The organism is Crocosphaera sp., assembly GCF_030064895.1.
GTDB lineage: Bacteria > Cyanobacteriota > Cyanobacteriia > Cyanobacteriales > Microcystaceae > Crocosphaera.
Genome location: NZ_JASJEB010000003.1, coordinates 12,339 through 25,289, shown reverse-complemented (window position 1 = coordinate 25,289; position 12,951 = coordinate 12,339). Strand labels below are relative to the sequence as shown.

General features: G+C 36.6%; 12 protein-coding genes. 4 read left to right on the top strand and 8 right to left on the bottom strand.

Translation table 11 applies throughout. The features are described 5' to 3' along the window. Window positions 1–50: 50 nt before the first annotated feature. The gene (locus QNJ66_RS01220) at window positions 51–992 is read left to right on the top strand and encodes a serine hydrolase (protein ID WP_300502252.1); all 942 of its coding nucleotides are present in this window, start codon (window positions 51–53) and stop codon (window positions 990–992) included. Between the two features lie 126 nt (window positions 993–1,118). Here QNJ66_RS01220 and nblB read toward each other — a convergent pair whose 3' ends face one another. The 6 genes from nblB to QNJ66_RS01190 all read right to left on the bottom strand — a co-directional run bounded on the left by nblB (window position 1,119) and on the right by QNJ66_RS01190 (window position 5,909). After that, window positions 1,119–1,778, bottom strand: coding sequence for a phycobilisome degradation protein NblB (nblB, locus tag QNJ66_RS01215; RefSeq protein WP_300502250.1), 660 nt, complete (start codon window positions 1,776–1,778; stop codon window positions 1,119–1,121). Window positions 1,779–1,801: 23 nt separating this feature from the next. Then, entirely contained in the window at window positions 1,802–2,017 is a 216-nt protein-coding gene (locus QNJ66_RS01210) for a hypothetical protein (protein WP_300502248.1), read from the bottom strand. 51 nt (window positions 2,018–2,068) lie between these two features. After that, window positions 2,069–2,266, bottom strand: a complete 198-nt coding sequence (locus QNJ66_RS01205) for a hypothetical protein (protein ID WP_300502246.1) — start codon at window positions 2,264–2,266, stop codon at window positions 2,069–2,071. Between the two features lie 44 nt (window positions 2,267–2,310). Beyond that, the gene (def, locus tag QNJ66_RS01200) at window positions 2,311–2,877 is read right to left on the bottom strand and encodes a peptide deformylase (protein ID WP_300502244.1); all 567 of its coding nucleotides are present in this window, start codon (window positions 2,875–2,877) and stop codon (window positions 2,311–2,313) included. A gap of 106 nt (window positions 2,878–2,983) precedes the next feature. Next, window positions 2,984–5,065: an acylase gene (locus QNJ66_RS01195; protein WP_300502242.1), complete on the bottom strand. Its 2,082-nt coding sequence runs from the start codon at window positions 5,063–5,065 to the stop codon at window positions 2,984–2,986. Between the two features lie 55 nt (window positions 5,066–5,120). After that, entirely contained in the window at window positions 5,121–5,909 is a 789-nt protein-coding gene (locus QNJ66_RS01190; RefSeq protein ID WP_300502240.1) for an ABC-2 family transporter protein, read from the bottom strand. A gap of 383 nt (window positions 5,910–6,292) precedes the next feature. Here QNJ66_RS01190 and QNJ66_RS01185 point away from each other — a divergent pair, with 383 nt between their 5' ends. Next, a complete protein-coding gene (locus QNJ66_RS01185; RefSeq protein ID WP_300502238.1) occupies window positions 6,293–7,534 on the top strand; it encodes a bifunctional oligoribonuclease/PAP phosphatase NrnA in 1,242 nt (413 codons plus the stop codon). A gap of 606 nt (window positions 7,535–8,140) precedes the next feature. Further along, window positions 8,141–9,820 carry a calcium-binding protein gene (locus QNJ66_RS01180; RefSeq protein WP_300502236.1) on the top strand — a complete coding sequence of 560 codons (1,680 nt, stop codon included), beginning with the start codon at window positions 8,141–8,143 and terminating at the stop codon, window positions 9,818–9,820. A 111-nt stretch (window positions 9,821–9,931) separates the two neighbouring features. Here QNJ66_RS01180 and QNJ66_RS01175 read toward each other — a convergent pair whose 3' ends face one another. Both QNJ66_RS01175 and thrC read right to left on the bottom strand, forming a co-directional pair. Beyond that, entirely contained in the window at window positions 9,932–10,207 is a 276-nt protein-coding gene (locus QNJ66_RS01175; protein ID WP_300502234.1) for a MoaD/ThiS family protein, read from the bottom strand. Between the two features lie 105 nt (window positions 10,208–10,312). After that, on the bottom strand, window positions 10,313–11,620 hold the full coding sequence (gene thrC, locus QNJ66_RS01170) for a threonine synthase (protein ID WP_300502232.1): 1,308 nt from the start codon (window positions 11,618–11,620) through the stop codon (window positions 10,313–10,315). A 211-nt stretch (window positions 11,621–11,831) separates the two neighbouring features. On the opposite strand from thrC, the gene QNJ66_RS01165 reads away from it, so the two are divergent. Beyond that, window positions 11,832–12,848, top strand: a complete 1,017-nt coding sequence (locus QNJ66_RS01165; protein ID WP_300502230.1) for an ABC transporter permease — start codon at window positions 11,832–11,834, stop codon at window positions 12,846–12,848. The last annotated feature ends 103 nt before the right edge of the window (window positions 12,849–12,951 follow it).

Genomic DNA, 12,951 nt, shown 5'->3' with positions numbered 1-12,951 from the left:
ATTTTTCTTTTTGAGTTTTTGATTTTACTATTATTTACCACATTAAAAATATGAATTTTTTCACACCTGATGAAACTTTAAATAGTTTGGGTAAACAACTATTAATAAAAACATGGGATAAATTTCCTCAATTAAACCGCAATCAATGCGCTTTGACATTATTGATCTATGATACGCCTGTTGTGGTTGAAAAAGAAGAAATTATCTTTCCCTTAGAATTTTGGCAACACCCCATCAAAGGTTTCGCTTATCGAGGAGATGAGCTTATATATCCTGCGAGTGTGGTGAAACTGTTTTATCTAGTGGCAGTACATCAATGGTTGGAAACGGGCAAAATTAAACTGTCAACTGAACTCAATCGTGCGATCGCTGATATGATAGTAGACTCCAGTAACGATGCAACTAGTCTGGTGGTGGATATGTTAACAAATACCACCAGTGGACCAGAATTAGATCCTGAAGCCATAGAAACCTGGAAAGATAAACGTAATGCCATTAACCGCTATTTTCAGGGCTTTGGGTGGCAAGAATTTAACCAAATTAATGTCAATCAAAAAACTTGGTGTGATGGTTATTATGGCAGAGAAAAGCAATTTGTAGGAGAAAATTTGCAACATCGAAACCGTTTAACCACTAATGCTGTAGCTAGATTATTTCATGCCATTGTGACAGAAATGGCGGTTTCTGTAGAGCGATCACAACAAATGATGGCTTTATTAAACAGAGATGCAACCATACATATTGAAGAAAGTCAAGAAGAAAATCAAATTAGAGGATTTTTAGGGCAAAGTTTACCTAAAAACGCAAAATTATGGTCAAAAGCAGGTTGGACATCTCAAGTTCGTCATGATGCAGCTTATATTGAAATACCAAACCTACCGCCACTTTTATTGGTTGTCTTTACAGAGGGTAGAAACAATAGTCAAAATAAAGAGATATTACCTTTTATTTCGCAATTGCTTCTCGAATCTTTAGGAGTTGAAATCATATAAAATATCAATCAATTAACGAACAACTTTCCCATAAAAAACGTCAACCAATTATTAAATATCACACCATAACTTTCTCAAATTCAATTAGTACTAATTACTATTATTTTTTAAGCCTCTCTTATTACCTTAAGCTAGATTTTCCTTTGCTTCTTTTGCTACTTGTTCTATAGGATCTTCTGCCAAAATTTTAATGGTTTGTTGAGCTTCTTCTCCTCCTAATCTAACTAACGCTTGAACCAATCGATAACGAACTTGCCAGTCTTCATCTTTGACTAATTGAACCAATAAAGGAATGGCCTCACTACTACCTAATTCTCCTAAAGCACTCACCGCAGAAACTCTCAATAATTCATTATCAGATTGTAGGGCAACTTCTAATAATTCAATAGCTTTGGGTTCTCCTAATTCTCCTAAAGTGGCGATAATACTTAACTGTAATAACCAATCAGACGTTTGATGATAAAGTTGTTGTAAATCATCATAAGCTTCAGTTAATTGTAGTCCACCAATGACATCGGCGGCCGCTGCTTTAACATCTAGTTCCGTGTCATTTTGTATGCGATCGCGGAGTAAACTTAGGGCAGTCTCTGGATCTTGTTTCCCTAAAGGATCGAGTTGACTGACGGCAGCATAACGAACTCGTTCATTAGTATCTGTTATCAAGGGTTGAATCAGTTTAAAGGCGATGGCAGGATCGATTTCACGTAAGAGGTTAACACCTTTGAGGCGATCGCCAAGGTTTTCCGATACTAAAAGGGGTTGCACATCAGCAGGGGTAAGACTCATAACAATAATTTTAAGATTAATTTTTATCCATTTTCTTCGGTTTGATTCTCCGAAGGGGTTAAAGTTTGTTTGCTAGAAGAAGAAATGATCATAGCCATTCCTTTATCATAGTTAGAGGCAATAGCTAAAAAAGCCCCTGCTAAAACGTAGATAGGTAAGGGTAAAATAAAGCCTTTCACCCATTGATAAAACTGCACTAAGACAAATAAGACGAAAACCGCACTAATCCACACTTGCATACCAATCACCTCTCACCTTGCATACCAATAGCTTCCTGATAATTGTTCAGTTCATTTCATATTAGCTCGAGTATCTTTAACAGCTACTACAAAGAATAGGACGGTCAAAGGAATACTTAAGGCTAAAATGACACTGGTGTTTAAGGTTCCTAAATCGGGAGTTCCTGATGATAGTTCAAATACAGAACCTACACCAGCAATGGCTGCAATGCAAGATCCTAACAAAAATACACCACTTTTTGGGGTCACAATTTTTACTCCTAAGTTTTGTCAAATATTAATAGATCAATTGCTTAAGATTTTACAGGTTTAACGGCCCCTCTGGAAAATCCTTTTTCTTGTAATTTTTCTGTTAAAGCTAAGTCATTGTCTACCCTATCAACAAACATCACCCCATTGAGATGGTCCATTTCGTGTTGAATAACTCTTGATAGTAACTCAGTGGCTTTAATTTTTCGTGGTTTCCCTTGTTCATCTTTAAAAGACACTTCAATGGTTTTAGGTCTGGTTACGTCTAGATAAACCCCAGGAATACTGAGACATCCCTCTTCTACCACGCATAGTTCTTTGGAGGAACTGGTTATTTTGGGATTGATTAAAATTAAAGGGGAGTTGGCTGGATTATCCGGTTCACAGTCAACGACAATTAATTGCTTATGAATGCCAACTTGTGGCGCAGCTAAACCAATACCTTGAGAACTATACATAGTTTGGAGCATTTCTGTGGCCAGTTTGCGAATGGAGTCATCCACTTTGGCGATACGCTTGGCAGGTTGACGGAGTGCGCGATCGCCCAAAAAATGAATATCTAAAGGGGGATTTTCTAATTTTTCTTTTTCAACTGTAATTGAACTCGCCATAGAACTTGAAGACGAAAAATAGGGATAATTTTACTGATTATTTATATCTTAACAAAAATATCGCCATTGTTTTAACAGTGAACAGTGAACAGTTATCATTAAACAGTCAGAGTCTTTCTTTTGATTCTAGATGCTGCTCAACTATACTGCGATCGCGCCAAATAGGGCGCATTTTCCCTTGTCCATACAAGGATAATTGATCGCCTGGATGGGGTGAGTTAGGTTGAGTTGCGTTACCATAAACCATTAATCCTTGAGCTTGAATGGGGTCAGAGAATTCTACGGCCATCATAAAACTATCTCCAGAGACGACTTGAAATTTCTTATCTGGGGTCGCTTGTATTCCTAATACTTGAAAAGTACCTAATTTTCCTGGCGCACCCCTAGCAGGTACGTCTTGCTCACCAAAACGCATTCTTACCACGTCTCCCCAGGCAATGTCCAAAGAACCATATAAGAGTTTAACTTGTGCTGCTATCCCTTCTAACACAGCGACTGCTGTGTTAATATCGGCTAATCCTGTGGGTGTTTCTAGAGGGGTTTGGGGGTTCCAGGGTTTGGAAAACAGTTTTTTTGATTCTAGGGTAGTGGCCCATAACATAAATAATACGGCACCTCTACTGTCGGGATTAGTTTGACGATCCCATTTTTCTAGGACTTGTGCTGCTTCTATTCCGATGGGGTTTGCTAATGCTTTGGCAGTAGAAATAAGGATATCTAAAATGCGATCTGTAATTAATAGTTTAGATGATAATTTTTTATTAATTACGTCTTCTAAACTGAGTTTATCTGACTCGTTTAATAACTGAATGGAACGCTGCGATCGCAAAATATCTGTTACTTTTCCTAAGTCTTGGGGACCAAAATAAGGGGGAAAGTCTTCTGCTTTTAAATCAGGAGGATTTGTGCTAGTCCAAGGGGGATCGTTTGTGTTTTGTAACCAGCCAGTTTCAGGATTAATTAGACGGGGTAATTCTTCGTATTTATGATAATCTTTCCAGAGTGTTTCTGCTCTATCTCCTGCTATAATACCTTGCCAATCTTGCCAATTTCCTTGTGAACGGAGGGGAATTAATCCGTTAAAAAGATACATAATATTATCTTGTTTGTCGGCATAAATTATGTTAAATAATGGCAATTGTAATTGTTGTAAACTTGTTTCAAATTCCTGGAAGTTTTTGGCTTGTCCCATCTTCCACAATTGTTCTAAACTTTGGGGATGCTCTAAACCTGCTAATCTCAAAGCATAACCAATGTCTTTTTGTTGTTCAATTATTACACCATGAATTGATTTTTTTATCCCTATTTGTAACTCTGTAAAACTTCCATTGCTTTGGCGAATTTTGATGTTTTCTATTTCTTGCTCTAAGGGTTTTAATTGTTCATCAAAGAGATAATTATCTTCTTGTAATTTTAGCTGATAAATGTCTGATCCATCGATAGGATTAACCGTTAAAGTCCAGCCTAAATGATCATTAAAGGCAATGGCTAAAACTGGCATTCCTACTAGAGTTGCACCATATAAATTGGTTCCAGGGGCGGTTAATTGTGCTTCGTACCAGAGATAAAAATCTGACCAAGGTAAGTGAGGATTAGCTAATAAAATTGAATTATTATTTACTGTTTTTTCTCCTGCGATCGCCCAAGCATTTGATCCTGCTTTAGAAGGAAGATTTTGTAATGCTTTAATATTCCTGGGGTTGGTTAAAAAATGAAAATAAATAACCCGTTGAAAATGGGCTAAAATATCGGTTCCTGTGATGGGTAAAACTATTTTTAATTCTTCTGCTATTTCATCAGGATGTTGTTTAACATAATCATTAATTCCCTGGGCAAAACTATCTAAATATTGCTGCATTTCTGGTGTTTGTTCTTCATACCATATTTTAGCTCTTTTGGGAATGCCCATTGTTCTCACATATTGATCTGATTCTAAATAATTAATTCCCCAATATTCTGCTGCTTTTCCTCTTGCTTGTGCATATAATTTTAAGAGTAAATTACCATGACTTTTTGTTTGTGACCAACCAAATGCTTTAAATAAACTCGTATTATTTTCAGCATAAATATGAGGCACTCCCCAAGTATCCCAGAGAATTTCTGGAGAATTTTTACTTAAAGTAGGAACAGTAAATATCAATAATGTTCCTAAAATTGTCATTAAAAAAATAGAAATAATTTTTTTCATTTTTTCCACATCACTTACTTAATTAACATAATATTAGAGAAATTTATGATTCAATTTAAGCTCCCATTCCTGAATATTGTTTTAATCCTTTTCTCCATAACCAACGATTGAGTATAAAAAAGATAATAATCCAGGTTAACATAATAATGAAACTCAAAGTAACATTGACAGGACGATTAATAAATAAAGATGCAGGGAAATACACGGTGTAAGGAAAAGGAGTTAGTAAAATAATCTCTTTAATGCCGGAAGGAAAAACATCTAAAGGTGCAGTTATTCCTGATAAAAATATATCAAATAAGAACCAAAATTGTTGAATAGAACTAGCTCTTTCTATCCAAAAACAAAACATAGCCAAAGTATATTGAATAATGAATCTTAATGTAAAAGCTAAAACAATGGCTATTAATCCTAAGATAATATTGAGCAACTTAGGAATAAAAATAGCTTCAGGGTACAACCAAAAGAACAATAAAGTAATTAAAATAGCAATAGGAAAGCGGGTCATTTTTTCAGCAATATGTCTAGCTACATGATACCAAGCAGGATCGACAGGATATAATAATTTAAAAGATAATTGACCTTCAATAACTTCTTTTTCAAACTCCCAAATTACCCAAACATTACTAAATTGACGAACTTGAAAAACACAGAAAAAATAACGAGCAAATTCTACAGAACTTAAAGCAAAATCTCCTCCTTGAGAAGCTTTTATCCACACCCCCATTAAAATAATTGGCAGGGAACCAGACAAAATCCAAAAAAATATTTCTGCTCGATACTCTAACATATGAGCATAATACACAGAAAGAAAAGAGGCAACTTTGTTAATTAACCAACGCATCAATATACAACAACTGAATTATTCTTATTTAATTTAGCAGCAAGACACCTCAAAAATCTATAGCGTTTGTCGGACTAATCAGGTACACCTTGATTGTGGAATCTCAATTAGATATTAAATATCGTTAAAGTCTTCATAATTTTTGCTAATTTCTTGGTAAGAGAATATTTTATTAATTTCCTTGAATTAGAAGCACAAATCGGATACAATAATGACAAGTAAATCAAATAATAAAGTAGTCAAATATACAGTTTACTATGGCTGCTCACCTTTGTATTGAACAAAGATAGCAAATTTCTAAGAATAGTCAAAAAGTAGTAAACTTAACCCGGAAGTTATCTTTATGAATCCTTTTAGATTATCCCTTAAACACACCTTAACAAATGAAATCATACCTACTTCCCCCTACAAATAATAACAATGAACAAAATTGCTTACCATCGGCTTTTGGTCAAATTGACGGTAACATAGGGGCAGATATAGCATTAGAAAGAGAAAAAGGGAGTCAATATCTGTCAACAGGAAAGTTAGCGCAGAAACTAGAGCAAACCCTAGAAAATCATCGTGGTGAGCGTCATATTGTCGTCATTCAAGATTTTCCTGATCCTGATGCTCTTTCCAGTGCTTGGGCTTATCAATTAATTGCTCAACCCTACGATATAGAATGTGATATTGTCTATGCAGGGACTCTTTCCCATCAGGAAAACATTGCCCTGGTTAAACTAACTGGTTTACCAGCAACGAAATGGAGTACAAACACTCTCAAAGATCGGGATCTTTCTATTTATCAAGGGTGTGTTTTAGTGGACTCTCAGGGTAATACCAGTCAACTGATGCCTTATGTTAAGCAGGCAAGAATTCCTGTTTTGATTGTCGTTGATCATCATAGTGAACAAGGAGGTATCCAAGCGGAATTTGTGGATCTCAGGCCGAAAATTCGCGCAACGGCAACTATTCTCACTCAGTATATACAAGCAGGGTTACTGGATCTCAACAGCAGTAATGTTACTCATGTTAAATGCGCTACAGCCTTAATGCACGGTCTTCGATCTGATACCAATGGGTTACGACAGGCCCAAGAAGAAGATTTACTAGCGGCCGCTTATTTATCCCGTGTTTATGATCCCCAGTTACTTAACGCTGTTTTACAGTCGGCGCGATCGCATCATGTCATGGATGTTATCGAGCGATCGCTGAAAAATCGCCTAATTAAAAACAGTTTTTCCATTGCTGGTGTGGGTTATTTACGTTACGAAGATCGAGATGCTATTCCCCAAGCAGCAGATTTTTTAGTAACAGAAGACAATATACACACGGCGGTTGTTTATGGCATTATTCATGATGAGACCCACGAACTTGAAGTTGTGATCGGTTCTTTACGCACCAATAAATTAACCCTTGACCCTGATGAATTTATTAAAGAAGCGTTAGGGAAAAATCCTCAAGGCCGTTACTATGGAGGTGGACGAGAAATGGCTGGTGGTTTTGAGATTCCCATGGGATTTTTTGGAGGTAGTAACGATGATAGCAACTACACTAAATTGAAATGGGAATTAGCGGATAAACAAATCAAGCACAAACTCTTAAAGTTAGTTAATCCTAAAAATAAGGTAGTTCATGCCTAGACTACCCCAAATTGAACAGCATAGCAGACAATATTAGAATAGAAACAGTTCGTAGTTTATTCAAGAACTATCTTATCTTCTGATCTTAAGATCCTAAAGTTAGGTTGTGTTTCCACAAGAGATCAAGTAGTATACATTGTATAAAGGTATACAAAGGAAAGTTTGACACCTTCTATATTAACTGTTCCCTATTACACATTTATTTTTCCCTTACCTAATAGTTAGCTTTATAAAGCTATAATTATATCTTGCAGCAGTACAGGTAAACTCAATAACCAAAGAAAAAAAATCAATTATTAAGCAGTTACCGTCAAAATAAACTCTGTTCCCCGTTCCCTGTTCCCTCCCTAAACTAGCTAGTTTGACAGAGGGCGCAAGATGTGAGTATATAAAAAAAAGGTTTATACCTTCTACATTAACTGTTCCCTATAACCCATTTATTTTTCCCTTACCTAATAGTTCGCTTTAAATGTTTCTAACTAACTTGGCTGTTGTCAATTCAGTCAATGTGAGAAGTGCAGAAACTGTGGGGAGTATTTTAATTTTAATCTTAGTACCCAAATTGAATTGACTTTTGTTGTAACCTGTTTATAGTATTTGAAAACCATGTTTGCTAAACTTTCTGAAAAATCAATGCACCTAGTCAGGTGGATTTTAACCGTGAGTTGGTTATTCCTCATTGCATCTTTATTCTACGATCCAATCTCTCTCTGGTTGACTCAACCAGAAACAAACTGGAGTCCCTTTAACATTAATAAAATCACACAGTTTGAATGTGTTAAAGTACAAGGAACCTGCTTAAATGAAGAACCTTTTGGTATGGGAGCAGCTTTATTTTGGGGTATGATTGTGCCAGCAGCCATCTTCATTTTAATGATTGGAGGTCATGAGGTATGGCGGCGTATTTGTCCTTTATCTTTTATGTCTCAAATTCCCCGTGCCTTAGGTTTGCAAAGATATAAACGAGTTGATTCTAAAACAGGAAAAACTCGTTATGAACGGATAAAAGTTCATAAGAATTCTTGGTTAGGTCGTAATCATTTATATTTGCAATTAGGACTTTTTTACTTGGGAATTAATGCGAGAATCTTGTTTATCAATTCAGAACGGACTATTTTAGGTTTATTCTTGATTGGCACTATTTTAGCATCAATTTTAGTAGGTTATCTGTATGAAGGTAAATCTTGGTGTCAATATTTTTGTCCTATGGCTCCTGTCCAAAAAATTTACGGAGAACCGAGAGGATTATTCAATAGTGCTGCTCATGAAGGAGAAGGTCAAAAAATAACACAATCCATGTGTCGCACAATAGATTCTCAAGGACAAGAATCTAGCAACTGTGTTGGTTGTAAAGCGACTTGCATGGATATTGATGCAGAGAAAGGCTACTGGGCAAATATTACCAAACCCGAACAACAATGGCTCTATTATGCTTATTTTGGTTTTGTGATCGGTTACTTTGTTTATTATTACCTTTATGCAGGTAACTGGGAATATTATATGTCTGGTGTTTGGGCCCATGAAGAAAACCAGTTAAGCAATTTACTCAATCCAGGTTTTTATCTCTTTAACCATCCCATTGCAATCCCTAAATTAGTTGCTGCTCCTTTGACAATTGGCTCCTTTGGTTTAATTAGTTATTGGTTAGGTAAGAAACTGGAAAAACGTTATAAAGCTTATCTATTTCGTAACAACAAATTGGTTAACGACGAAGTTGTTCGTCATCGTATGTTTACCCTAGTAACTTTCGTTATTTTCAATTTCTTCTTCATTTTCGCAGGTCGTAATTTTGTTCGTATGTTACCTGTTCAAATACAATATCTTTTCCCCATAATAATTGCCCTGTCTAGTGGTATCTGGTTATATAAAACTTGGCCAAGAAATCCCTATATTTATCAGAGGGAAAACTCAGCTGTTCGTCTTCGCAAACAACTCAGTAAACTGAACGTAAATATTCCTGAATTTTTAGACGGAAGATCCCTCAATGATCTCGATGCAGATGAAGTTTATGTTTTAGCTAAAATTTTGCCTGGATTTGATAAACAAAAACGCCTAAAAGCTTATAAAGGAGTGGTCAAAGAGTCAATTAGCGAGGATTCTTTTGCTATCAAGAAAGATTCAGATGTTCTCATCCAGATCCGTTTAGAGCTTGAGATTAGTGAAGCTGAGCATCAATTGATTGTAGAAGAAGTGATGAAACAACTATCTGCTGAAAAAGCAAAAAATGCCGAGGTGATTCAACAAGAACACTCGACAAATTCTAAAATTGAGACCCTCAGTTTGTAAGATGGTGGTGAAATACTACTCGGTTAAGGAAAATTCTTTCTTTTGACTCCCCCTACCACCTCTAACCCTCTGAAATTAAGGGTTTTCTAGCTTAACCGAGCAGTATTATATTTAACCTCCTGCAACAGCAGGAACAATACTAACTTCATCGCCATCTTCCAATTTCGTTTCTGTATTGTCCAAAAAGCGAATATCTTCGCTATTGACATAAAAATTTAAGAAGCGACGGGGTGTTCCACTCTCATCGCATAAACGATCTTTAATACCAGGAAAATCGCTTTCCAACTTTTCAATTAACGCACCTACATTTCCTGCGCTACATTCTAAAGTAGCTTGGTTGTTAGTGAATTTTTGCAGAGGAGTGGGAATCAATACTTTAACAGCCATAGTTATCCAAAAATGAACCAATGATCAATAATGATGGCGAAAAATTGCCAAAAAAAACAGCCGCCAAGGATACAATAAAGGAAACCCTGACGGCTATAAAGGGAACTAAACGAGGACTTGTTGCCAATCTAGACGCTCTAAGGTGCGAGAACGTTCCAATGCACGCTCAAAACTGTCTAATTTTGGCTCAATGGTTAAGGGTTCACCAATGTATTCTTGTACCGCTTCTTGGGTTTTCAGTCCGTTACCAGTGATGTAAATGACGGTGGTTTCTTCAGGATCAATTTTTCCTGCTTCTACCAACTTCTTGAGGACTGCAACGGTTGTTCCGCCGGCGGTTTCGGTGAAGATACCTTCGGTTTCGGCTAATAATTTAATACCTTCGACAATCTCAGGATCGGTGACACTTTCAATATTACCGTTGGTCTTACGGGCAATATCTAAAGCGTAGTAACCGTCTGCTGGGTTGCCGATGGCAATAGACTTAGCGATGGTATTGGGTTTAACGGGGGTCACAAAGTCCCGTCCTTCCTTAAATGCAGAGGCAATAGGGGAACATCCTTCCGCTTGTGCGCCACTGAAACGTACGGCTTTATCTTCTACTAAGCCGGTTTTGATGAATTCTTGGAAACCTTTGTAAATCTTGGTATAAAGAGAACCAGAGGCTAAGGGTGCAACCACATGATCCGGTAATTTCCAGCCCAACTGTTCGGCAACTTCAAAGCCTAATGTTTTAGATCCTTCGGAATAGTAGGGACGTAAATTAATATTGACAAAGCCCCAACCGTAGGTGTTACCGACTTCGCAACAAAGGCGGTTAACTTGGTCGTAGTTACCCTTAACTGCCATCACGGTAGGATTGTAGACGAGGGTTCCTAAGACTTTCCCTGCTTCTAAATCGGAGGGAATGAACACACAACAATCTAATCCTGCATGAGCCGCGATCGCTGCGGTAGAATTGGCTAAATTCCCAGTACTAGCACAAGAAACGGTGGTAAACCCTAATTCTTTGGCACGAGTTAATGCCACAGAAACCACCCGATCTTTAAAGCTAAGGGTGGGCATATTCACCGCATCGTTTTTGATGTAAAGATTTTTTAGACCCAGGCGACGAGCGAGACGGTGAGATTTAACAAGAGGAGTCATTCCTGTGCCAACATCGATGGGATTTTGGCTTTCTACAGGCAAAAACGCTTTATAACGCCAAATAGAGTTAGGACCAGCTTCGATGGTCGCGCGACTCACTTGATTGCGAATGGCCTCATAATCGTAGGCGACTTCTAACGGAGAAAAGGTTTCTTCACAAACATGAAGGGCTTTGAGAGGGTATTTAACTCCACCTTCTTTAGAAACTAGGTGGGTGAAAGTAGGCGCAAAGCCTGGTTTTGTTTGGGTTTGAGTTGCCTGGGTCATAGTTGGGTACTGAGTAACACTTTGTCAATCTTTTTGGATACTAACACGGGTAAAAATCTCAGTCAAACATACCCGACTGTTTTAGTCGGGATTAAATTTTTCAGGGTTTCTACGGTTGGATGGGGGAGTGTGGGGGGTTTAAGTGCAGAAGATGTATATTAATAAGCGTTGAAGTTTAAATCCAGTCCTTAAATTGAGGAAAATCTTAATTTTGTTAGATAAAATTAATAATCTAATTTATGCAATTTTAGCTATTATAATGTCCCTAATAGTTGGGGCAATTTTAATTATATTAATTGGCAAAAATCCCTTAGAAGCATACAGTATTTTATTTCAAGAATCTTTATTTAATTATTATGGTTTTGCTAATACTTTAAGCAAAACTAGCCCCTTACTTTTATCCAGTTTAGGGATTTTAATTGCTTTGAAAGGGGGACAGTTTAATATTGGCGGAGAAGGACAAATTTATTTAGGGGCATTGGGTAGCACTTTAGTTGGATTATTTATTAAAGATATACCTAGTTTTTTACATATTATTTTAACCTTAATGTTTGGATTTGTTCTCGGTGCATTGTGGGGACTTATTCCTGGTTTTTTGAAAGCTTATCGAGGAATAAATGAAGTTATTACTACTTTATTACTTAACTATATTGCCATTGATTTTATTAGTTATTTAGTCAATCATTCTTTAGCTGAAGCTAATGCACCCAGTGCTTATTCTCCCTTAATTTCTGAGTCTGCTAAATTGCCAATTATATTACCTAAAACTTTAGCTCATGCTGGAATTTTTGTGGGCATTATTGCTATGATTATTGTTGGTATTTTGCTACAAAAAACAATTTTAGGCTATGAAATAGAAGTGGTTGGAATCAACCCTAAAGCAGCTACCTATGGAGGGATTTCTGTTAGCAAAATAATTATTTTAGTTATGGCATTATCAGGGGGATTATGTGGATTAGCAGGAGGAACTGAAGTTATGGGTTTAAAGTACCGTTTATTTGAAAACTTTTCTCCAGGTTATGGATTTAATGCCGTGGCGATCGCTTTTTTAAGTCGGGGTAATGTCTTTGGTGTTTTGCTTACTTCCTTATTCTTTGGTGCTTTATTAAGTGGGGCGAATATTATGCAAAGAAGTGTGGAGGTTCCTGTGACTATTGTAACAGTAATTCAAGGATTAACGTTATTACTTATTGGCATTAGTAGCCAAATACAAAAAAATCAGAATTAATACACTGAAAATTATCAGTTAGAATTAAATAAACATATCTCTTAAGTCATCAATGGTTACTCAAACTAAAAACCAATATTACACACCACAAGAATATTTAGCC